The sequence below is a fragment of the Caballeronia sp. GAFFF2 genome, assembly GCF_023631485.1.
Lineage (GTDB): Bacteria > Pseudomonadota > Gammaproteobacteria > Burkholderiales > Burkholderiaceae > Caballeronia.
The window spans coordinates 263,804-286,571 of the sequence record NZ_JALQDA010000009.1; the positions used below are offsets into that span (position 1 = coordinate 263,804).

Sequence of the window (22,768 nt, forward strand, 5' to 3'; positions counted from 1 at the left end):
CGGGGCGCTTTCTTTTGCGCGCGCGGCATCGCACGTTTCGTCACATCCTGGCCGTTTGGCCGATGCCACGATTTACCGATCTTCTGAGACAATCGAACGGTCGTTGGCAGACTTAATTCACTTTCCCAAGTATTTGTCGCATGTCCGCTAAAACGAAAGCCGAATCCGCCGCTGCCAGAAAGTCGGGCGCAGCCGTCCCCAGTGCCGATCGTCCGGCCGAGCGCGCGGCGTGGTTGCGCTCGGAACTCGAACGCGCGAATTACGCCTACTACGTGCTCGACCAGCCGGATCTGCCCGACGCCGAATACGACACGCTCTTCAAGGAATTGCAGGGAATCGAGACGGACCGTCCCGATCTCGTCACGCCCGATTCGCCGACGCAACGCGTGGGCGGCAAGGCCGCGGAAGGTTTCGAGCCCGTGGTGCACGACGTGCCGATGCTTTCGCTCAACAACGGTTTCGCCGACGAAGACATCGCCGCGTTCGACAAGCGCGTGTCGGACGCGCTCGCGCACGCGCCGGTGCAATATGCGTGCGAACTGAAATTCGACGGCCTGGCCATTTCCCTGCGTTACGACGACGGCCGCTTCGTGCAGGCGTCCACGCGCGGCGACGGCGCGACCGGCGAAGATGTGACGGCCAACGTGCGCACCATCCGCTCCATTCCGCTGACACTCAAGGGCAAGCACGTGCCGAAGCGGCTCGACGTGCGCGGCGAAGCACTGATGTTCAAGCGCGACTTCGAACGGCTCAACGCACGTCAGCGCGATGCCGAGCAGCGCGAGTTCGCCAATCCGCGTAACGCCGCGGCGGGCAGTCTGCGTCAACTCGATCCGAAGATGACCGCGCAACGGCCGCTATCCTTTTTCGCGTATGGCATCGGCGTGCTCGAAGGCGCGGAGATGCCGGATACGCACGCCGGTCTGCTCGACTGGTACAAGGAAATGGGCTTGCCGGTGAACGCGGAACGCGGCGTGGTCGATGGCGCGGAGGGCCTGCTCGACTTTTTCCGCAAGACGGGCGAAAAGCGCGAGCAGCTGCCGTACGACATCGACGGCGTGGTCTACAAGGTCAACCGGCGCGACGAACAGGACAAGCTCGGCTTCGTTTCACGTGCGCCGCGCTTTGCGCTCGCGCACAAGTTTCCGGCGCAGGAAGCGCTCACGCAGCTGCTAGCCATCGACGTGCAGGTGGGTCGTACGGGCGCCATCACGCCGGTCGCGCGCCTGGCGCCGGTCTTCGTCGGCGGCGCGACCGTCACGAATGCGACGCTGCATAACGAAGACGAAGTGCGCCGGAAGGACATCCGTATCGGCGACACGGTGACCGTGCGCCGTGCGGGCGACGTCATTCCCGAAGTGGTGGGCGCGATTCTCGACCGCCGTCCGGACGACGCGCGCGAGTTCGTCATGCCGACCGAGTGTCCGGTGTGCGGCTCGAAGATCGAACGTCTGCCCGACGAAGCCATTGCGCGTTGCACGGGCGGCCTTTTTTGTCCGGCGCAGCGCAAGCAGGCGCTGTGGCATTTCGCCCAGCGGCGGGCGCTCGATATCGACGGCCTCGGCGAGAAGATCATCGATCAACTGGTCGAAGAGAATCTCGTGCGCACACCCGCCGATCTCTTCAGCCTCGGTTTCTCGACGCTCGCCGCGCTCGACCGGTTCGCCGACAAATCCGCGCAGAACCTGCTCGATTCGCTCGACAAGGCGCGCCACACGACGCTCGCGCGTTTCATTTACGCGCTCGGCATCCGCCACGTGGGCGAGTCGACGGCAAAAGATCTCGCGAAGCATTTCGGCTCGCTCGACCCAATCATCGCCGCTTCGGTCGAGGAATTGCTGGAAGTGAACGATGTCGGACCGGTCGTCGCCGAAGCCATCCATAATTTCTTCAGCGAAGAGCACAACCAGCACGTCATCGAACAATTGCGCGTCAAGGTGTCGTGGCCGGAAGGTCCGCCCGCACCGAAAGCGCCGCTGGGCGTGCTGGCGGGCAAGACCGTGGTGCTGACGGGCACCTTGCCCACGCTCACGCGCGAAGATGCAAAGGAGATGCTGGAGGCGGCCGGAGCGAAAGTGGCCGGTTCGGTATCGAAAAAGACCGACTACGTGGTGGCGGGCGCGGAAGCAGGCAGCAAGCTTGCGAAAGCGGAGGAACTCGGGGTTCCCGTTCTCGACGAAGACGGCATGAAGAAGCTTTTGGAAGGAGTTACCCCATGATCCGAGAAATCCTGAAGATGGGCGATACGCGGCTGTTGCGTATCGCCGAGCCGGTGGAGCATTTCGACACGCCGGAACTGCACACGCTGGTGCAGGACATGTTCGATACGATGCGCGACGCCAATGGCGCGGGCCTCGCCGCTCCGCAGATCGGCGTCGATCTGCAGGTGGTGATCTTCGGCTTCGGACAGAATCCGCGCTATCCCGACGCGCCGTCGGTGCCGGAGACGGTGCTCATCAACCCGATCATCACGCCGAACGGTCACGACATGGAGGAGGGCTGGGAAGGCTGCCTGTCCGTCCCCGGCCTGCGCGGCGCGGTACAGCGCTTTTCGATGATCCGCTACCAGGGCTTCGATCAGTACGGCAACGCCATCGAGCGGCTGGCGGAAGGTTTTCACGCGCGCGTCGTGCAGCACGAGTGCGACCATCTGATCGGCAAGCTTTATCCGATGCGTATTACCGACTTCTCGAAGTTCGGCTTCACGGACGTGCTGTTTCCTGGGCTCGATCCGGTTGGCGACGACTGAGAACGTGCGGACGCGCGAGGGCGCGTTCCGCATTTGCACACACTAAAAAGCCGCTCCTTGCGAGCGGCTTTTGTTCAGGCGAAGGACTTGGGCGTTCCGCTAACGGCCGGCTGGCGGAACAGCGCGACATGTTCAGGGTTCGCGGACGCTTGCAGACGTCCGTCCGGCAGGCGCGCAACCACGATTTCGCCGATGCCGGGGCTCATGACGACCACTTCATCTCGCAGGGCGAGCAAGGCGTCGAGCCGTCGACGGCCGCTGACGATTTCGAGGCCGCTTTTCGTTTCTCGGACAATGATCTCGACTGACATGGCGATTCTCCTTCGATCAGTTAAATGCTGAATCCTTGGTGCGCTGCAGGACGGTAAAAAAGTCTCTGCGTCACACTTGCCTAACGGAATAATGACTTATTTTCTTTAGGCGGTAATCAGCAAAAAAATAAAACTGGCGATCGATGTGGCGCCATCAGGGGTTGCAAGTCGAGACGTCGCTTTTTTGCGACGCAGCCGCGAAGCGGAGAGGATTGCGAGAACGGTCGTTCGTGGTTCGCTCCGAACGATGATCGTCGGGAGCGAAAACGCGCAATCAGAAGCTCTCGTCGGCGCCGAGATAGCGCCAGTGACCCGGCGGCAGCGCGCCCAGCGTGACGCGGCCCATGCGGATGCGTTTCAGACCGACGACTTCCAGTCCGACCAGTTCGCACATCCGGCGAATCTGGCGTTTTTTGCCTTCGTGCAGCACGAAGCGCAACTGCTCGCCGTTCTGCCAACTGACTTGTGCGGTCTTGAGCGGGACGTCGTCGAGCGACAGGCCGTGACGCAGCAGCGCGAGTTGTTCTTCCGGGAAGTGCTGATCCACATCGACTTCGTGTTCGCCGTAGCGCACGCGCACGAGGTACTCCTTGTCGACTTCGGAATGGTTGCCGATCAATTGCTTCGCGATGCGGCCATCCTGCGTGAGTACGAGCAGCCCGGTCGAATCGATATCGAGTCGGCCGGCCGGCGCGAGCGTGCGCAGATGACCCGGTGCGAAACGAATGCCGCTGCGGTCGTCTTGCCAGTGATTGGTCGGATTGATGAGCGTGACGGCGGGCTCGTAGCCGTCTTCTGCCTGACCCGATACGTAGCCGACCGGCTTGTGCAGCAAGATCGTGACGAGCAGCGACTGTGCGGAACGCGCGGCGGGCAGGACATCGATTTCCTGATCCGGGCGGATACGCGTGCCGAGCGTATCGGTGACTTCGCCATCGACGAGCACCCAGCCTTTTTCGATCCACTCGTCCGCTTCGCGGCGCGAGCAGAGGCCGAGTTCGGACATCACCTTCGACAGGCGGACGAGGCCGTCGTCGTGGGCGCGGGGCTTGTGGGCGGGTTCGGTGGATGCCGGGATGACTTCGGCGTGCGGTGGGCGGTCGTCGCGTGATGCGGGACGACGGTCGCCCGCGCCGCGCTTGTCGACGCTTGGGCGTGAATCGTCGCCACGCGGTTTGAACGTGCGTCGTTCATCGCTGCCGGGCGTGCGGTCGTCGCGCGTAAACGGACGGCGTTCGGAACGGTCGCTCGGGCCGCGCTTATCGAAGCTCGGACGCGAATCGTCGCGCGGCTTGAAAGGGCGTCGTTCATCGCCACCGGGCGTGCGGTCGTCGCGGGCAAACGGCCGACGCTCCGACCGATCGCTCGGGCCGCGCTTATCGAAGCTCGGACGCGAATCATCGCGTGGTTTGAACGTGCGTCGTTCATCGCCACCGGGCGTGCGGTCGTCGCGCGCAAACGGACGGCGTTCGGAGCGATCGCCCGCGCCGCGCTTATCGAAGCTCGGACGCGAATCATCGCGCGGTTTGAAAGGGCGTCGTTCATCGCTGCCGGGCGTGCGGTCGTCGCGCGCAAACGGACGGCGTTCGGAGCGATCGCTCGCGCCGCGCTTATCGAAGCTCGGACGCGAATCGTCGCGCGGCTTGAAAGGGCGTCGTTCATCGCCACCGGGCGTGCGGTCGTCGCGCGCAAACGGACGGCGTTCCGACCGATCGCCCGCGCCACGCTTATCGAAGCTCGGACGCGAATCATCTCGCGGTTTGAACGAACGTCGTTCATCGCCACCGGTCGGGCGCTCATCGCGCGCAAACGGCCGACGCTCCAACCGATCGCCCGCGCCACGCTTATCAAAGCTCGGACGCGAATCATCGCGCGGTTTGAAAGGGCGTCGTTCATCGCTGCCGGGCGTGCGCTCATCGCGCGCAAACGGCCGGCGCTCCGACCGATCGCTCGGGCCGCGCTTATCGAAGCTCGGACGCGAATCATCACCACGCGGTTTAAACGCGCGTCGCTCGTCGCCGCCCGAAGAACCGGGCCGACGCTCCGACCGATCCCCCGCGCCACGCTTATCAAAGCTCGGCCGCGAATCATCACCACGCGGTTTAAACGCGCGTCGCTCGTCGCCGCCCGAAGAACCGGGCCGACGTTCCGACCGATCCCCCGCGCCACGCTTGTCGAACCCCGCGCGCGAATCGCCCCCCGCACCGCGTGGTGTCGACGGCCGCTCGTGCGGCGTTTCAGGCCGCGTGGTCTTGCGGGCGGTGGAACTACCGGTGCGAACCGGCGACCGCGTCGACGATGTCGGACGCGGATGTTTGGCTGTCAGTTTGACGCGCATAAAATTTCAGGCTGCGATCGCGCGCAGCAGTTCGGTCTCGATCTGGATCTGGGTGCGATTGTTCGACAAGCTCTTGCCGTCGAGCAAAAACACGTCCTCGACGCGTTCGCCAAGCGTGTTGATTCGCGCTGCCTGCACGCCGATCCGGTGTTGCGCCAGAACGCGCGCGATCGAATAAAGAAGGCCCTGCCGGTCGTTGGCCGACACGGAAAGGATGTAGTACTGGCCACGCTCGTCCGGGCGCAAATCCACACGCGGCGTGACAGGAAAGGTGCGCACGAGCCGCGATACGCGGCCCTTCGACGGCTCGGGCAAAATGCGCTCGTCCGCCAAAAGCGTGCTCAATTGTTGTTCGACTAGATTCGCGATGTCGCGATAACTCCCATCGTGATCGGGATGCGCCACGAGAAAGTTATCGAGCGCGTAGCCATGTCGCGTCGTCGTCACGCGGGCATCCAGCACGGAAAGGCCATTGCGGTCGAAGTACGCGCAGATGCCGGCGAACAGATCCGGCCGGTCCTTCACGTACACCAGTACCTGCAGCGCCGCGCCGATGGGCGACGGGCGCGCGCGCACGATCGGCGCGTCGCTTTCGACATGCCGGTACAGCACACGCGTTTGCCACGCAATATCCGCGGCATCGTGACGCAAGAAGTAGCCGACATCCAGTTTGTCCCACAGCTCGCGCTGCGCATTCTCCGGCACGGTTTCCAGACGCAGGAGCGCGAGCGCCGCCTCCTGACGCGACTTGAGTTCCGAGTGCGCATCCGGCTGTGCGCCGCCGAGCACGGCGAGCGTCGCGCGAAACAGGTCTTCGAGCAGCTTGCCCTTCCAGTTGTTCCAGACCTTGGGCGACGTGCCGCGAATGTCCGCCACGGTCAGAAGATAAAGCGCGGTCAGCCGCCGCTCGGTCTTTACCACGGAGGCGAACTGCTTGATGACTTCAGGGTCGCTCGTGTCCTGCTTCTGCGCGACATGGCTCATCGTCAGATGCTGCTGCACGAGCCATACGACGAGGTCGGTGTCTTCCTGACACATGTCGTGTTCGCGGCAGAAGCGACGGGCATCGGCCATGCCGAGGGTCGAATGATCGCCGCCGCGACCTTTCGCGATGTCGTGGAAGAGCGCCGCGACGTAGAGCACCCACGGGCGCTCGAAATTTCCCATCAACTGACTGCAAAACGGATACTCGTGCGCATGCTCCGCTATCGCAAAGCGGCGCAGGTTGCGCAGCACCATCAGGATGTGCTGATCGACCGTATAGACATGGTAAAGATCATGCTGCATCTGTCCGACGATGCGCCGGAAGTTCAGCAGATAACGCCCGAGCACGCTCGTCTGGTTCATGAGACGCAGCGCGTGCGTGATGCCCTCGGGCTGCTTGAGAATCTCCATGAAGAGACGCCGGTTCTCCGGATCGCGCCGCCAGTCGCGGTCCATGAGTTCGCGCGCGTTGTAGATTGCGCGCAGCGTGCGCGCCGAGAGTCCCTTGATGCCGCGGGTCTGCTCGTAGAGCAGGAACGCTTCGAGAATGGCGTGCGGTTCGCGCTCGAAGACGTCGTCGCGGGCAATTTCCAGCATGCCCTGCTTCTCGACGAAGCGCCCCGAAATGACGCGCGTGATGCCGCTCGTCGACGGGAACAACTGCGCCTCGACGTTCTGAATCAGAATGGTCGCGAGCTGCGTGACGGCCTTTGCCGCCCAGTAGTAGCGGCGCATCAACTGCTCGCTCGCGCGCTTGGCGGTCGTCGGTTTGAAGCCGAAACTCTCGGCGAGCGGCGTCTGCAAATCGAAGACGAGAATGTCCTGGCGACGTTTCGCAATCACGTGCAACCGCGCACGCAAGGTCTTGAGAAACGCTTCGTTGCGGCGCAGTTCGCGCGCTTCGCGGTCGGTAATGAGACCGCGCAGGTCGAGTTCGCGCCAGCTGCTGCCGAAACCGGCCGCGCGCGAAATCCAGAGAATGAGCTGAAGATCGCGCAGACCGCCCGGACTTTCCTTGATGTTCGGCTCGAGGCTGTACGGCGTGTCCTGAAACTTCGCGTGGCGCTGACGCATTTCCAGCACCTTCGCCTGGAAGAAGCCGCGTGGATCGAGCGTCTCCTTGTAGCGCGCGGAAAAGCGTTCGAACAGTTCCGCGCTGCCGAAGATGCGCCGCGCCTCCAGCAGCGACGTGAGGACGGTGACATCGCCGCTCGCTTCCGCGATGCATTGCTCGACCGAACGCACGCTGCTGCCGATATCGAGCCCGAGATCCCACGCCATGCCGATAAACCGCTCGACGCGCGCGTTGAGCGGGCCCACGTCTTCCTGATCGCCGCCGGCATCGGGCAGAAGCACGAGGATATCGACGTCCGAATACGGCGCGAGCTCGCCGCGCCCATAGCCGCCGACCGCGACCAGCGCCGCGTCCGCCGGCATCTCGCAGGCGGCCCAGGCGCCCTTGAGCGCGTCGTCGGTGGCGCGCCCGAGCGCGTGCATCAACGGTTCGACGTTCGAAGCCGTCTGAAAGCGTTCGATGAGCGCCGACTTCGCCGCCTTGTAGGCAGCGCGCAGCGTTTCACACGGCGTGGCGACAGGGACTGTGACGCTCATGGGCTCGGATTCAGGAAGGAAGAAGGCCGCGCACGCAAGCGCGGCCGGGGAGCGGCGGAGCTCGGGAAGCCGTGGCCGCGATCAAATGCGAGGGCGCCTGCGTGCCCGCGGACACGGTCAGGACTTCGTAACCGGTCGGCGTGACGAGAACGGTATGTTCCCACTGCGCGGAAAGGCTGCGATCACGCGTCTTGACGGTCCATTGATCCGGCATCGTGCGGATTTCGCGGCGACCGGCGTTGATCATCGGCTCGACGGTGAAGATCATGCCCGCTTCCAGTTCGATGCCCGTGCCGGCGCGCCCGTAATGCAGCACCTGCGGCTCTTCATGGAAGACCTGGCCGATGCCGTGACCGCAATATTCGCGCACCACGCTGTAACCTTGCGCCTCGGCATGCTTCTGGATAGCCGCGCCGATGTCGCCGAGGTGTGCGCCCGGACGAACCTGATCGATGCCGAGCCACATGCAATCGAAGGTGGTTTGCACCAGACGCTTCGCCAGAATGGACCCTTCGCCGACGATGAACATGCGGCTCGTGTCGCCGAAATAGCCGTTCTTGATGACGGTGACGTCGATATTGAGCGCGTCGCCGTTCTTGAGCACTTTTTCGCCGGGAATGCCGTGGCAGATTACGTCGTTGACGGAAATGCAGGTGGCTTTCGGGTAAGGCGGATAACCCGGCGGCTGATAGTTGAGCGGTGCGGGCACCGTGCCCTGTTCCTTCACCATGAGTTCGTGGCAAAGGCGGTCGAGTTCTTCGGTGGTCACGCCAGCAACGATATGCGGCGTGATGAAATCGAGCACTTCGCTGGCGAGCCGGCAGGCGACGCGCATTTGCGCGATATCGTGATCGTTTTTCAGCGTAATGGACATGACTAGGCTCAGAAATGCGAGTATGCGGCCGTGAGCCGCGAAATCGGCATTATCGCACCTTAGAGAGGGCGCCGCAGCCCGAATCAAAGGCATGCGGGGCATGGATCGGGCTTCCCCAAGCGCTTTCGGGCACCTGCAAGCGGCTTGAGCTAGTCAATCCTCACATGCTATAGTTACGGGCTAAGTCCTATCCACACTTTTATCTAGGTGTAGTAGGGCTTGGAAAGTAGGTTGAAAGTTAGGGTGGCGGGACGTCTCGCTTCTCTTACAGACAATCGTTCGATTCGCAAGCCGGCGCACCCAGGGTGTCCGGCGTCCGGTTAGCTAGAAGCACCGGGCGCGGGATGCGGCAGCCGGCTTAAGACCCAACCCTCGCGGAGAATTTCATGGCAGTCACGATGCGTCAAATGCTGGAAGCAGGTGTCCACTTCGGTCACCAAACGCGCTTCTGGAACCCCAAGATGGCCCCGTTCATCTTCGGTCATCGCAACAAGATTCACATCATCAACCTCGAAAAGACGCTGCCGCTCTACAACGACGCGCTGAAGTACGTGCGCCAGTTGGCAGCGAACCGCGGCACGATCCTGTTCGTGGGCACGAAGCGTCAATCTCGCGACACCATCGCTCAGGAAGCCGCCCGCTCGGGTATGCCTTTCGTCAACGCCCGCTGGCTCGGCGGCATGCTGACCAACTTCAAGACCTTGAAGGTTTCGATCAAGCGCCTGAAGGACATGGAAGCATCCGTCGAATCGGGTGAAACCGAGCGCATGAGCAAGAAGGAAGCGCTTCTGTTCGAACGCGAAATGCAGAAGTTGCAGAAGTCGATCGGCGGCGTGAAGGACATGGGCGGCATTCCGGACGCGATCTTCGTGATCGACGTCGGCTACCACAAGATTGCCGTGACCGAAGCCAAGAAGCTTGGTATTCCGGTCATCGCCGTGGTCGACACGAACCACTCGCCGGAAGGCATCGACTACGTCATTCCGGGTAACGACGACGCCAGCAAGGCCGTCGCGCTGTACGCCGAAGGCGTGGCCGACGCGATCCTCGAAGGCCGTGCGAACGCGGTGAACGACGTGGTCCAGGCTGTCCGCGAAGGCGACGGCGACGAGTTCGTCGAGGTCAACGCAGAGGCGTAATCGAGCCCTGCGGCCGACATAAAAGGGGGCTTTGCGAAAGGCCCCTTTTTTTTAAGCCGCGGCACTCGGGAGCGCGGCATTGCGTTCCCGCACGTCCAGTACCCTTTCCCGTGGCGGATTCAAGCGGCGGGACGTATCAAACAGACTCAAGGAGCGAATGATGGCGGCAATTACCGCAAGCATGGTGGCAGAACTGCGCGCGAAGACCGACGCGCCGATGATGGAATGCAAGAAGGCGCTGACGGAAGCCGACGGCGACATGGCGCGCGCCGAAGAGCTGCTGCGCGTGAAGCTCGGCAACAAGGCGAGCAAGGCGGCATCGCGCGTGACGGCTGAAGGCATCGTCACGTCGTATATCGACGGCGGCGTGGGCGCGCTCGTCGAACTGAACTGCGAAACCGACTTCGTTGCCAAGAACGACGACTTCCTGGCCTTCGCCAAGACGATCGCCGAACTCGTGGCCAAGAACAATCCGGCTGACGTGGCCGCGCTCTCCGCGCTGCCGCTCGAAAGCTCGACGGTCGACGCCGTGCGCCTCGCGCTCGTCGGCAAGATCGGTGAAAACCTGTCGATTCGCCGTTTCGTGCGCTTTGAATCCGCGAACAAGCTGGCCTCGTATCTGCACGGAGCGCGTATCGGCGTTCTGGTCGAGTTCACCGGCGCGGACGAGCAAGTCGGCAAGGACGTCGCCATGCACGTCGCGGCCATGAAGCCGGTCTCGCTGTCGTCGGACGAAGTGCCGGCCGACCTGATCGCGAAGGAACGCAGCATCGCCGAGCAAAAGGCCGCTGAATCGGGCAAGCCGGCTGAAATCGTCGCCAAGATGGTCGAAGGCAGCGTCCAGAAGTACCTGAAGGAAGTGTCGCTCCTGAACCAGCCGTTCGTGAAGAACGACAAGCAGACGATCGAACAGATGTTGAAGGCCGCAAACGCGTCGGTGCAGAAGTTCGCGCTGTTCGTGGTGGGCGAGGGCATCGAGAAGCGTCAGGACGACTTCGCGGCGGAAGTGGCTGCGCAGGTTGCGGCCGCCAAGCAAGGCTGAGTTTTGAAGTGAAGGCGCTCGGCGGTATGGCGGCGCCGGGCATCGAAAGGCAGTAAGGCGGCAAGCATCGCGCGGGCGCGGCGAATTCGGGAAAACCCGTATGCGTCGCGCCCGTCGCCCGATCCGGCCGCTTGCGGTAAATATTGTTTCACCCCTACAGTTCTACGTTGTTGCAACCCTCCTCGGCGCGATCGGAAACTCATATGCCCACAGCCTACAAACGCGTACTCCTCAAACTCTCCGGCGAAGCCCTCATGGGCGACGATGCCTTCGGCATCAATCGCGCAACAATCGAAAGGATGGTGGCGGATGTCGCTGAAGTAGTGCGGATGGGCACGCAAATGGCCGTCGTGATCGGCGGCGGCAACATCTTCCGTGGCGTGGCGGGCGGCGCGGCCGGCATGGACCGGGCGACGGCCGACTACATGGGCATGCTCGCGACCATGATGAACGCGCTGGCGCTGCAAGACGCCATGCGTCACGCCGGCATCGAAGCGCGCGTTCAGTCCGCGCTGCGCATGGACCAGGTGGTCGAGCCGTACATCCGCCCCCGCGCGATTCGCCAGCTCGAAGAAGGCAAGGTCGTGATCTTCGCGGCCGGCACGGGCAACCCGTTCTTCACGACCGACACCGCTGCCGCCTTGCGTGGCGCGGAAGTGGGCGCCGAAGTGGTGTTGAAAGCAACCAAGGTCGATGGCGTATACTCCGCCGACCCGAAGAAAGATCCGAGCGCCACGCGCTACAGCACGATCAGCTTCGACGAAGCGATCGGCCGCAATCTGCAAGTCATGGACGCCACGGCTTTCGCGCTGTGCCGCGACCAGAAGCTGCCGATCCGCGTGTTCTCGATCACGAAGCCGGGCGCGCTCAAGCGCATCGTGCAAGGCGACGACGAAGGTACGCTCGTCCACGTGTAAACTCTCGCGTTGAGAGTGGTCAACGAGAAGTTCAGCGACGTTGAAAGGGCGCCGCGCCGCGGCCGGTGTGGAGCACGCCGGAAGATCGCGCGAAGGCGCCTAGATTGCCAGTAACCCAAGGTTTCGGAGGTTCAAATGAGTGTGGCTGACATTAAAAAAGGCGTCGACCAGAAGATGACGCGGTCGATCGAAGCGTTCAAGGCCGATCTCGCGAAGATCCGCACGGGCCGCGCCCACACGGGTCTGCTCGATCACATCCAGGTCGACTACTACGGCTCGAATGTGCCCATCTCCCAAGTGGCGAACATGACGCTCGTCGACGCCCGCACGATCGGCGTGCAGCCGTGGGAAAAGAAGATGGTCGGCGTCGTCGAAAAGGCGATCCGCGAGTCGGACCTCGGTCTGAACCCGGCAACGCAGGGCGATTTGATCCGCGTGCCAATGCCAGCGCTAACCGAAGAGCGCCGCCGCGAGCTGACCAAGGTCGTGAAGAGCGAAGGCGAATCGGCGAAGATCGCTGTGCGTAACCTGCGCCGCGACGCGAACGAGCAACTGAAGAAGCTCGTGAAGGACAAAGAGATTTCGGAAGACGACGAGCGCCGCGCAAGCGACGACGTGCAGAAATTCACCGACAAGTTCGTCGCCGAAATCGACAAGCTCGTCCAGACCAAAGAAGCCGAAATCATGACGGTGTGAGGCCGTAGATACGGTCTTGCCAGCCTCGACCATTTAGATTGAGGCTGGCTCTCACTTCTGTCGATTTCAAGATTCAACGGCCATGACCTATACCAGCTCTACCGTTCGCGTGCCCGATGTCGCGGCTGTCCCGCGCCACGTCGCGATCATCATGGACGGCAACGGCCGTTGGGCGACCGAGCGGCGCCTGCCGCGCGTCGCCGGTCACACCCGCGGCGTCGATGCGGTGCGCGCCACCGTCGAAAGTTGCGCGCGGCGCGGCGTCGAATTCGTCACGCTGTTCGCGTTCAGTTCCGAAAACTGGCGCCGTCCGACCGAGGAAGTGTCGTTTCTCATGCGCCTGTTCGTGACCGCGCTCGAGCGCGAAATCGGCAAGCTGCACGCCAACGGCATCCGTCTGCGCGTGGTCGGCGACACCGCCATGTTCGACGACCGCATCCGCGCGCTCATTCAGCGTGCCGAGACCAAGACGGCGCGCAATACGCGTTTGACGCTCACCATCGCCGCCAATTACGGCGGGCGCTGGGACATCATGCAGGCGACGAAGAAGCTCATCGCGCAATCGCTCGAACAGGGCGTGCCGGCGCGCGTGGACGACGAATCCTTCGCCGAGCATCTCGCCATGGCTTACGCGCCCGAGCCGGATCTCTTCATCCGTACGGGCGGCGAGCAGCGCATCAGCAATTTTCTGCTGTGGCAACTCGCCTACACCGAGTTCTATTTCACCGATACCTACTGGCCCGATTTCGACGCCGAAGCGCTGGATCGCGCCATCGCGTCTTATGGCGAGCGTGAACGCCGCTTCGGGCGCACCAGCGCACAAGTCGAAAACCAATCGCAGAAGGCCGACACCCTTTCATGCTAAGAACCCGTGTCATCACGGCAATCGTCCTGCTTGCGGTCCTCGTGCCGGTCACGTTGTTCGCGCCGATCGGCGTATTCGGGGCGTTGATCGGTTTTGTCGTCGTCTTCGCCGCATGGGAATGGGGACGGCTCCTCAAGCTCAACGGCGCGGGTCCGGTGGCCTACGCGCTCATTGCGGGACTTGCGCTCATTTTCAGCACGTTTCTCGGCGTCGCGTCCAAGGCGCTCTTCGAAATGGCCGCTATTTTCTGGGTGTTGGCCGGGCCGTATGCGCTTTTGCGCAAGCCCGTGCTTTCGGCGGGTGCGTGGCGCGGCTTCCTGCTTTTTGCCGGAATCGTCGTGTTCGTGGCCTGCTGGCACGCGGTGGTCGCGGCCCGCACCGTGGGCGTGGCTTTCGTGCTATCGCTTCTTCTAGTAGTCTGGCTGGCCGATGTGGGCGCATACTTCGCCGGCAAAGCCCTCGGCCGCCACAAGCTGGCCCCGTCCATCAGTCCGGGCAAGACCTGGGAAGGCGCGATCGGCGGCTGGGTCGCGGTGATGGTCATCGGCACGATTGCCGCCGCCACCGCGTTCGAGGCGCCGACCGTATTCAGCGCGTTCGTCGAACATCTAGGCTGGGCGCGCGCGCTCCTCGCGCTAAGCGTGCTGGTTGCGTTCAGCGTGGTCGGCGACTTGTTCGAATCGCTCCTTAAGCGCCAGGCGGGCGTCAAGGATTCGAGCAGTTTGCTGCCGGGTCACGGCGGCGTACTCGACCGGATCGACGCGTTGCTGCCCGTACTGCCGATTGCATTGCTGATGCTCGGCTAGAGAAGAATTCATGCAAAAACGTCTTACATTGCTCGGCTCCACGGGCTCGATCGGCGATAGCACGCTCGACGTCGTGGCGCGGCACCCGGACCGTTTCTCGGTCTACGCGCTCACCGCGCATCGCAACGGCGACAAGCTCGTCGAACAGTGTCTGCGCTTCACGCCCGAAGTAGCCGTGGTCGGCGACGCGGAAACGGCTGCGCACGTGGCGGGCGCCTTGAACGCCGCGGGCTGCAAAACCGAGGTGACGCACGGCGAAGCCGCGCTGGTCGAGGTGGCGCGGGCGTCGCAATGCGACACCGTGGTCGCGGCCATCGTCGGCGCGGCGGGCCTTGCGCCTACGCTCGCGGCGGCGCGCGCGGGCAAGCGCATCCTGCTTGCCAACAAGGAAGCGCTCGTCATGTCCGGCCAGATTTTCATGGATGCGGTGCGTGACAACGGCGCCATCCTGCTGCCGGTGGACAGCGAACATAACGCCGTGTTTCAGTGCCTGCCCCCCTGCGCGGACAGCGAGGCAAAGCTGCACGGCGGCGTATCGAAGATCATCCTGACCGCATCGGGCGGCCCGTTTCGCACGCGCGAGCCGGCAACGCTCATCGACGTCACGCCGGACGAAGCCTGCAAGCACCCGAACTGGGCAATGGGCCGCAAGATTTCCGTCGATTCCGCGACCATGATGAACAAGGGCCTCGAAGTCATCGAGGCTCACTGGCTCTTCAATTTGCCCGGTTCGCGCATCGAGGTGCTGATTCATCCGCAAAGCGTGATCCATTCCATGGTCTCGTATGCGGATGGCTCCGTGCTCGCGCAACTCGGCAACCCGGACATGCGCACGCCGATCGCACATGCGCTGGCGTTTCCGGATCGCGTCGATTCGGGCGTCGCGCCGCTCGATCTCGCACAGATCGCCACGCTCAGTTTCGAGAAGCCGGACTTCACGCGCTTTCCGTGTCTCGCGCTCGCAATCGGCGCGCTGGAAGCGGGCGGTCTGGCAAGCGCGGCGCTGAATGCCGCAAACGAGATCGCGGTGGAAGCGTTCCTCGCGCGCCGCATCGGTTTCATGGCGATCGGCGATGTCGTCGATCGCGTGCTGAACTCCTTGCCAAACGGCAGCGCTGCATCGCTCGACGACGTCCTCGCCGCCGATGCGAACGCGCGCCGTCTGGCGCATCGGTTTGTCGCGGAACTCACCGCCAGCGCGCCAGGCGCCGAGTCCATCGCCCATTGAGGCCGTCATGAACTTTCTGACCGAAATCGTCGCCTTCGTCGTTGCGATTGGCGTACTTGTCGTCGTCCACGAATTCGGTCACTACAGCGTCGCGCGCATGTGCGGCGTCAAGGTGCTGCGTTTTTCCGTGGGCTTCGGCAAGCCGCTCGTGAGCTGGGTCAGCAAGAAGACCGGCGTCGAGTGGACCATTGCCGCGTTGCCGCTCGGCGGTTACGTGAAGATGCTCGACGAGCGCGAAAGCGAAGAGAGCATCGCGCCCGAGGACCTGCCACGCGCCTTCAACCGGCAGCCGGTCGTGAAGCGCATTGCGATCGTCGCGGCGGGGCCTGTCGCGAACTTCATTCTTGCCATCGTGCTGTTCGCGGCGGTATTCGCGGGCGGCGTGTCGGAGCCCGAAGCAATCGTCGCGACGCCCGTGGCGAACACGGCAGCCGCGCGCGCGGGTTTCGAAGGCGGCGAAAAGATCGTTTCGATGCGCGACGCGGACAACGGCGGGGAAACGCACGCTATTCGCTCGTGGTCGGATCTGCGCTGGAAGATTCTCGATGCATCGTTCGATCATCGCCGCATCGTGCTTTCGGCGAAGACGCACGAAGGCACGTACGACTTTCCGCTGAGTGTCGGCACCATTTCGGATGCGGACGCCGAGCAGGACTTCATGGACAAGCTCGGCTTCACGCCGGGCGGTGGCACGCTCACGGTCGCGGGTGTGGAGGCGGGCAGCGCCGCGCAAAAGAGCGGTCTGCAGGCGGGCGACAAGCTGCGCGCAATAGACGGCCATAACGTCGATAACGCGACGAGCTTCATCGACTACGTGAAGGCGCACGGCGCGAAAGCGGTCACGCTCACGATCGAGCGTGCGGGCAAGCAGCAGACGGTGCAGGTGACGCCCGACGTCAAGCACGATGCGGCGAGCGGCAAGGATATCGGCCGTATAGGTGCTGCGCTCGCCAATCAGTTGCCTAGCGTCGACGTGCGTTACGGACCGGTGGAAAGTCTGCGTCTCGGCGTGAATCGCACGTGGGACATCAGCATGTATTCGCTGCGCATGTTCGGGCGGATGATCACAGGCGAGGCATCGCTCAAGAACCTTTCAGGACCGGTCACCATTGCGGACTATGCAGGAAAGAGCGCGCGTTTGGGTCTGGCGGCTTTCGTTTCCTTTCTCGCGCTCGTGAGTATCAGCCTCGGTGTGTTGAACTTGTTACCGATTCCGGTTTTGGACGGTGGGCATCTGTTATATTATTTGGTTGAAGCCGTTACCGGCAAGGCGGTGTCCGATCGCTGGCAGCTGGTTCTGCAACGGGCGGGGCTGGTGTGCATCGTCGCTTTGTCGATGATCGCGCTGTTCAATGACCTGGCTCGCCTGATCCGTTTCTGATCCACTTTGACAATCTCTGGCGGCGTTGTTCGAGCGACCGCCGGAATGAATGCAGCTTTAAATACTGGGGAAGCACGTTGTTCAAACCTCATCGCTTTGTTCCTAAGACGGCTGTAGCCGCGGCGCTTGCCGCAACGGGTATCACGGCACACGCCGTTACGCCGTTCGTCGTGCAGGATATTCGGATCGAAGGTCTTCAGCGCATCGAACCGGGTTCCGTGTTCGCCTATCTGCCGATCAAGCAAGGCGACACGTTCACCGACGACAAGGCCTCCGAAGCGATTCGCGCCCTCTATGCAACGGGCTTCTTCAACGACGTTCAAATCGCAACCGAAGGCAATGTCGTGGTCGTGCAGGTGCAAGAACGGCCGGCCATTTCGAGCATCGATTTCGCGGGTCTGCACGAGTTCGACAAGGACACCATCACCAAGGCGCTGCGCTCGGTCGGCTTGTCGCAAGGCCGCTCCTACGACAAGGCGCTGCTCGACAAGGCCGAACAGGAACTGAAACGTCAGTACCTGACGCGCGGCTACTACGCGGCCGAAGTCACCACCACCGTCACGCCGGTCGACCGTAATCGCGTCACCATTCTGTTCTCGGTGGCCGAAGGTCCGAGCGCGAAGATTCGCCAGATCAACTTCGTCGGCAACAAGGCCGTGAGTTCGAGCACGCTGCTCGGCGAAATGCAGCTCTCCACGCCGAACTGGTTCTCCTGGTACACGAAGAGCGATCTCTACGCGAAAGAAAAGCTCACGGGCGACCTCGAAAATGTCCGCTCGTACTATCTGAATCACGGTTACCTCGAGTTCAGCATCGACTCCACGCAGGTGTCGATCTCGCCGGACAAGAAGGACATGTACCTGACCGTCGCCTTGCATGAAGGCGAGCCGTACAAGGTCAGCAGCGTCAAGCTGTCGGGCAATCTGCTGAGTCGCGACGCCGAGTTGAGCAAGCTCATCAAGATCAAACCGGGCGAACTCTTTTCGGCCGAGAAGCTGCAGTCCTCGACCAAGGCCGTCGTCGACAAGCTCGGTGAATACGGCTACGCGTTCGCACAGGTCAACGCGCAGCCGGAAATCGATCAGGCGCATCACACGGTGGCGCTCACGCTGCAAGTGGATCCGAGCCGCCGCGTGTATGTGCGCCGCGTGAATATCGACGGCAACACCCGTACGCGGGACGAAGTCGTGCGTCGCGAAATGCGTCAGCTGGAAAGCTCGTGGTTCGATTCGAGCCGCCTTGCGCTCTCGAAAGACCGCATCAACCGTCTCGGTTACTTCACGGATGTCGATGTCACCACCACGCCGGTGGAAGGCACCAACGACCAGGTGGACGTGGACGTAAAGGTCGCGGAAAAGCCGACCGGCGCCATCACGCTGGGTGCGGGTTTCTCGTCGACGGACAAGGTGGTGCTCTCGGCAGGCGTCTCGCAGGACAACGTGTTCGGCTCCGGCACGAGTCTCTCGGTGAACGTGAACACCGCGAAGACCTACCGTACCTTGACGGTCACGCAGGTCGATCCGTACTTCACCATCGACGGTATCAAGCGGATCACGGACGCCTACTACCGCACGTATCAGCCGCTCTACTACTCGACTGATTCGAGCTTCAAGATCGTGACGATGGGCGCGGACACCAAGTTCGGCATTCCGTTCTCCGAGCAGGACACGGTCTTCTTCGGCGTCGGCGCCGAGCAGAACACCATGGACGTCGACTCGGCCACGCCGCAGTCGTACATCAACTACGTGAACGAATTCGGTCGCGTGGTGAACAACTATCCGCTGACGGTTGGCTGGTCGCGCGACAATCGCGACAGCGCGCTCGTGCCGAGCCGCGGTTACTACCTGCAATCGAACGCGGAGTACGGCACGCCTATCGGCAACACGACCTACGCTAAATTCGACGCGCAGTTCCAGTATTACTACTCGTTCGCGCGCGGCTTCGTGCTCGGCTTCAACCTGCAAGGCGGTTACGGCAAGGGCCTCGACGGCCAGACGTACCCGATCTTCAAGAACTACTACGCGGGCGGTATCGGCTCGGTGCGCGGTTACTCGCCGAGTTCGCTGGGTCCGCGTGACGCGAAAACGGGCGACCCGATCGGCGGTTCGCGCATGGCGGTGGGTAATATCGAACTCACGTTCCCGCTGCCGGGAACGGGTTATGACCGCACGCTGCGCGTCTTCACCTTCCTCGACGCCGGCAACGTCTGGGGCGACCCGAATCAGGGCGGCACGAGCGCCGGCGCGAACGGCTTGCGGTATGGCTATGGTGTCGGTCTTGCATGGATCTCGCCAATCGGCCCGCTCAAGCTGAGCCTGGGCTTCCCGCTGCAGAAACATGAAGGCGACCAGTATCAGAAGTTCCAGTTCCAGATCGGCACGGCGTTCTAAGCTGCGTCGCGACGAGAACAGAGGCTTCATTCATTTCGACGTAACGTGAGGAACACTTTGCGAACCGGTAAGCTTTCGAAACATATGGCGCTGGCGCTTGCGTTGTCGATGGTTCTCGGCCTGGGTGCGGCTGCGAGCGCGAGCGCTCAGGAAGCGCGCATCGCCGCGGTCAACTCCGACCGCATCCTGCGCGAGTCGGCGGCGGCGAAGGCTGCGCAGTCGAAACTCGAGCAGGAGTTCTCCAAGCGCGACAAGGCGCTGCAGGACATGGCGCAGCGCATGAAGGCCATGTCCGACAACATGGACAAGAATGGCGCCTCGCTCGCGCCAACCGACCGTGCCGCGCGCCAACGCGATCTGGCGCAGCTCGACGCCGACTTCCAGCGCAAGCAGCGCGAGTTTCGCGAAGACCTGAATCAGCGTCGTAACGAAGAACTCGCGGCGGTGCTGGATCGCGCGAACAAGGTCATCAAGCAGATCGCGGAACAGCAGCATTACGATCTGATCGTGCAGGAAGCGGTGTATGTGAGCCCGCGCATCGATATCACGGATCAAGTGCTGAAGGCGCTGGCTGCGAGCACGCAAAATGGTGCGAGCGGCGCGAGTGGCGCAAGCTCGAACTGACACGGAGTAATTGAACGCATGGCATCAGGCATGGCGATCACGCTCGACGAATTGGTCAGCCGCTTTGGCGGCGAGATAGTCGGCGCGGGCACGCAAAAGGTCGAGGCGCTTGCGCCGCTCGACAAAGCCGGCCCCGCGCAACTCGCGTTTCTCGCCAACCAGAAGTATCTGGCGCAAGTCGAGACGACGCGCGCCGGCGCGGTGTTGATCTCGCCCGCCGATCTGGAGAAGGTGGGCAATCGCGCGGGCACGAATTTCATCGTCACGGCGAACCCTTACGCTTATTTCGCTCGCGTCGCACAGGCGTTTATCGATCTTGCAACGCCCGTCTCGAAGCCCGGCGTGCATCCGAGCGCGTATGTCGATCCGGCTGCGCACGTCGCGGCGAGCGCGGTGATCGGGCCTCATGTGACGGTGGAAGCGGGCGCGGTCGTCGGTGAGCGCGTGAAACTGGATGCAGGCGTGGTCATCGGACGTGGCGTGAAGTTGGGCGACGACGTGCATCTGTATCCGAACGTCACCGTGTATCACGGCTGCAAACTGGGCGCGCGCGTGATCGTGCACGCCGGCGCGGTCATTGGCGCGGATGGCTTCGGCTTCGCGCCGGATTTCGTGGGCGAAGGCGATGCTCGCACCGGTACCTGGGTGAAGATTCCGCAGGTGGGCGCGGTGGACATCGGCGAGGACGTGGAAATTGGCGCGAACACCACGATCGATCGCGGCGCCATGGCGGATACCGTCATCGAAGAAAGCGTGAAGATCGACAATCTCGTGCAGATCGGGCACAACTGCCGCATCGGCGCGTACACGGTTATCGCCGGTTGCGCGGGTATCGCGGGCAGCACGAATATCGGGCGGCATTGCATGATCGGCGGCGCGGTGGGCATCGCAGGGCACGTCACATTGGCGGATTACGTGATCGTCACGGCGCAGTCGGGCGTCTCCAAGTCGCTAACGAAGCCTGGCATGTACACGAGCGCTTTCCCGGCGGTGAATCATGCCGACTGGAACAAGAGCGCGGCGCTGGTGCGCAATCTGGACAAGCTGCGTGATCGCATCAAGGCGCTCGAAACGGCGTTGGGCGAGAAGGCAGGTAAGGGCGACGCGGGCGGCGCGGAGTGAGCAAGGCAAGATCGCTGGTTCAAAGCACTGGCCGGCAACCTTGATACGGGCAGTAAGCCGGCGACGTCAGCAATTTCAGCAGCGCAAGGGGTTGGTATTCTCACCGAGGCAGCGTCGAAACGTGCCGTGAGCAGGCCGAGTCAAGCAGTGTAAAAGCGTCGAGGGTTCGTATCATCGCCGGCGCATAAACGAAACGCGCAGTAAGCGGGCCGGGTTCAACGGTTTCAGAAGCGTCGACGGTCCATCCCATCATCGAGGCAGCAACAAAACACGCAGCAAGCCGCATCGAAGATAAACACAAAGGCATTTCCGGCGGGCGCAAGATTCGTTCAACGCGTCCGCAGTCAATTTCCGCGCACAACACGCGCGCGAGCAGAACGACCATGAGCACAGAAAAAATCAACCTCGATATTCACAAGATCCTCACGCTGCTGCCGCATCGGTATCCGATCCTGCTCGTGGATCGCGTACTCGAACTCGAGCCGCACAAGAGCATCAAAGCGCTGAAGAACGTGACGATCAATGAGCCGTATTTTCAGGGTCACTTCCCGACACGGCCCGTCATGCCCGGCGTGCTGATTCTCGAAGCGCTCGCGCAGACCGCGGCGCTCCTGACTTTCGCCGAGGAACCGCACGATCCGTCGACCACGCTGTATTACTTCGTGGGTATCGACGGCGCGCGCTTCAAGCGCGTGGTGGAACCGGGCGATCAACTGATCCTCAACGTCAACTTCGAGCGGTACATGCGAGGCATCTGGAAGTTCAAGGCGCGCGCCGAAGTGGACGGCGTGACCGCTGCCGAGGCCGAGCTCATGTGTACCGTGAAGAACACGGCCGCCTGAGGCCGCGTTCACCGTCAAGACACAGGCAGCACGAACAGCTTGAGGCGATAAGCGCATGAGCAAGATTCACCCTACCGCGATCATCGAGCCGGGCGCTCGACTCGACGATACCGTCGAAATCGGACCGTACGCGATCGTCGGCCCCCACGTCGTGATTGGCGCGGGCACGACGGTCGGTTCGCACAGCGTGCTCGAAGGGCACACGAGCATCGGACGCGACAACCGCATCGGCCACTATGCGTCGATCGGCGGGCGCCCGCAGGACATGAAATACCGCGACGAGCCCACGCGTCTCGTGATCGGCGACCGCAATACCATCCGCGAATTCACCACGCTGCATACCGGCACCGCGCAGGATCAGGGCGAGACGTCCATCGGCGACGATTGCTGGATCATGGCTTACGTGCACGTCGGCCATGATTGCCGGCTCGGCAACAACATCATCATGTCGAGCAACGCGCAACTGGCGGGCCATGTGACGGTCGGCGATCACGCTATCGTCGGAGGCATGTCGGGCGTGCATCAGTTCGTGCGTATCGGCGCGCATTCCATGCTGGGCGGGGCTTCCGCGCTCGTGCAGGACGTGCCGCCGTTCGTCATCGCGGCGGGCAACAAGGCCGAGCCGCACGGTATCAATGTCGAAGGGTTGCGCCGGCGCGGCTTCACGCCCGACGCCATTTCGGCGTTGCGCCAGGCGTATCGCATCGTCTACAAGAGCGGTTTGTCACTCGAAGAAGCGAAATTGCAACTGAAGGATCTGGGCAAGGCAGGCGGCGAGGGCGATGCTCCGGTCAAGGCGTTCTCCGATTTCATCGCGACGTCGCAGCGCGGCATCATCCGCTAAGCGCG

General features: G+C 62.8%; 19 protein-coding genes. 15 read left to right on the plus strand and 4 right to left on the minus strand.

Going from position 1 to position 22,768, the window contains the following annotated elements; all coding sequences use genetic code 11:
- Nucleotides 1-140 precede the first annotated feature (140 nt).
- A complete protein-coding gene (gene ligA / locus NCT04_RS06625) occupies nucleotides 141-2,219 on the plus strand; it encodes an NAD-dependent DNA ligase LigA (RefSeq protein WP_250464488.1) in 2,079 nt (692 codons plus the stop codon).
- Nucleotides 2,216-2,749, plus strand: coding sequence for a peptide deformylase (gene def, locus NCT04_RS06630; RefSeq protein WP_250464490.1), 534 nt, complete (start codon nucleotides 2,216-2,218; stop codon nucleotides 2,747-2,749). The genes ligA and def overlap by 4 nt, the downstream gene beginning before the upstream one ends.
- 74 nt (nucleotides 2,750-2,823) lie before the next feature.
- Here def and NCT04_RS06635 read toward each other — a convergent pair whose 3' ends face one another.
- From NCT04_RS06635 to map, 4 genes are all read right to left on the minus strand, one after another.
- Nucleotides 2,824-3,060, minus strand: coding sequence for a hypothetical protein (locus NCT04_RS06635; RefSeq protein WP_244827756.1), 237 nt, complete (start codon nucleotides 3,058-3,060; stop codon nucleotides 2,824-2,826).
- 274 nt (nucleotides 3,061-3,334) lie between these two features.
- Nucleotides 3,335-5,398, minus strand: coding sequence for a pseudouridine synthase (locus NCT04_RS06640; protein WP_250464492.1), 2,064 nt, complete (start codon nucleotides 5,396-5,398; stop codon nucleotides 3,335-3,337).
- A gap of 6 nt (nucleotides 5,399-5,404) precedes the next feature.
- A complete protein-coding gene (locus NCT04_RS06645) occupies nucleotides 5,405-7,993 on the minus strand; it encodes a [protein-PII] uridylyltransferase (RefSeq protein WP_244827758.1) in 2,589 nt (862 codons plus the stop codon).
- Nucleotides 7,994-8,003: 10 nt separating this feature from the next.
- On the minus strand, nucleotides 8,004-8,867 hold the full coding sequence (gene map, locus NCT04_RS06650) for a type I methionyl aminopeptidase (protein WP_250464495.1): 864 nt from the start codon (nucleotides 8,865-8,867) through the stop codon (nucleotides 8,004-8,006).
- Between the two features lie 386 nt (nucleotides 8,868-9,253).
- Here map and rpsB point away from each other — a divergent pair, with 386 nt between their 5' ends.
- From rpsB to lpxA, 13 genes are all read left to right on the plus strand, one after another.
- The gene (gene rpsB, locus NCT04_RS06655) at nucleotides 9,254-10,006 is read left to right on the plus strand and encodes a 30S ribosomal protein S2 (protein ID WP_244827760.1); all 753 of its coding nucleotides are present in this window, start codon (nucleotides 9,254-9,256) and stop codon (nucleotides 10,004-10,006) included.
- Nucleotides 10,007-10,166: 160 nt separating this feature from the next.
- Nucleotides 10,167-11,048, plus strand: coding sequence for a translation elongation factor Ts (tsf, locus tag NCT04_RS06660; RefSeq protein WP_244828013.1), 882 nt, complete (start codon nucleotides 10,167-10,169; stop codon nucleotides 11,046-11,048).
- A gap of 203 nt (nucleotides 11,049-11,251) precedes the next feature.
- On the plus strand, nucleotides 11,252-11,965 hold the full coding sequence (pyrH, locus tag NCT04_RS06665) for a UMP kinase (RefSeq protein ID WP_244827761.1): 714 nt from the start codon (nucleotides 11,252-11,254) through the stop codon (nucleotides 11,963-11,965).
- Nucleotides 11,966-12,100: 135 nt separating this feature from the next.
- Nucleotides 12,101-12,661, plus strand: a complete 561-nt coding sequence (frr, locus tag NCT04_RS06670; RefSeq protein ID WP_244827762.1) for a ribosome recycling factor — start codon at nucleotides 12,101-12,103, stop codon at nucleotides 12,659-12,661.
- 82 nt (nucleotides 12,662-12,743) lie between these two features.
- Nucleotides 12,744-13,526 (plus strand): polyprenyl diphosphate synthase, encoded by a 783-nt coding sequence (uppS, locus tag NCT04_RS06675; protein ID WP_244827763.1) that lies wholly within the window; start codon nucleotides 12,744-12,746, stop codon nucleotides 13,524-13,526.
- On the plus strand, nucleotides 13,520-14,332 hold the full coding sequence (locus NCT04_RS06680; protein ID WP_250464497.1) for a phosphatidate cytidylyltransferase: 813 nt from the start codon (nucleotides 13,520-13,522) through the stop codon (nucleotides 14,330-14,332). The genes uppS and NCT04_RS06680 overlap by 7 nt, the downstream gene beginning before the upstream one ends.
- 10 nt (nucleotides 14,333-14,342) lie before the next feature.
- Nucleotides 14,343-15,560: a 1-deoxy-D-xylulose-5-phosphate reductoisomerase gene (locus NCT04_RS06685; protein ID WP_250464499.1), complete on the plus strand. Its 1,218-nt coding sequence runs from the start codon at nucleotides 14,343-14,345 to the stop codon at nucleotides 15,558-15,560.
- Nucleotides 15,561-15,567: 7 nt separating this feature from the next.
- The gene (rseP, locus tag NCT04_RS06690; RefSeq protein ID WP_250464501.1) at nucleotides 15,568-16,941 is read left to right on the plus strand and encodes an RIP metalloprotease RseP; all 1,374 of its coding nucleotides are present in this window, start codon (nucleotides 15,568-15,570) and stop codon (nucleotides 16,939-16,941) included.
- A 77-nt stretch (nucleotides 16,942-17,018) separates the two neighbouring features.
- Nucleotides 17,019-19,331 (plus strand): outer membrane protein assembly factor BamA, encoded by a 2,313-nt coding sequence (gene bamA, locus NCT04_RS06695; protein ID WP_244827767.1) that lies wholly within the window; start codon nucleotides 17,019-17,021, stop codon nucleotides 19,329-19,331.
- 84 nt (nucleotides 19,332-19,415) lie between these two features.
- Complete coding sequence (locus NCT04_RS06700; RefSeq protein WP_244827768.1) at nucleotides 19,416-19,955, plus strand: OmpH/Skp family outer membrane protein; 540 nt, start codon at nucleotides 19,416-19,418, stop codon at nucleotides 19,953-19,955.
- A gap of 30 nt (nucleotides 19,956-19,985) precedes the next feature.
- A complete protein-coding gene (lpxD, locus tag NCT04_RS06705; protein ID WP_244828014.1) occupies nucleotides 19,986-21,077 on the plus strand; it encodes a UDP-3-O-(3-hydroxymyristoyl)glucosamine N-acyltransferase in 1,092 nt (363 codons plus the stop codon).
- A 383-nt stretch (nucleotides 21,078-21,460) separates the two neighbouring features.
- Entirely contained in the window at nucleotides 21,461-21,919 is a 459-nt protein-coding gene (gene fabZ, locus NCT04_RS06710) for a 3-hydroxyacyl-ACP dehydratase FabZ (protein WP_244827769.1), read from the plus strand.
- 55 nt (nucleotides 21,920-21,974) lie between these two features.
- Nucleotides 21,975-22,763, plus strand: a complete 789-nt coding sequence (gene lpxA, locus NCT04_RS06715; protein WP_244827770.1) for an acyl-ACP--UDP-N-acetylglucosamine O-acyltransferase — start codon at nucleotides 21,975-21,977, stop codon at nucleotides 22,761-22,763.
- The last annotated feature ends 5 nt before the right edge of the window (nucleotides 22,764-22,768 follow it).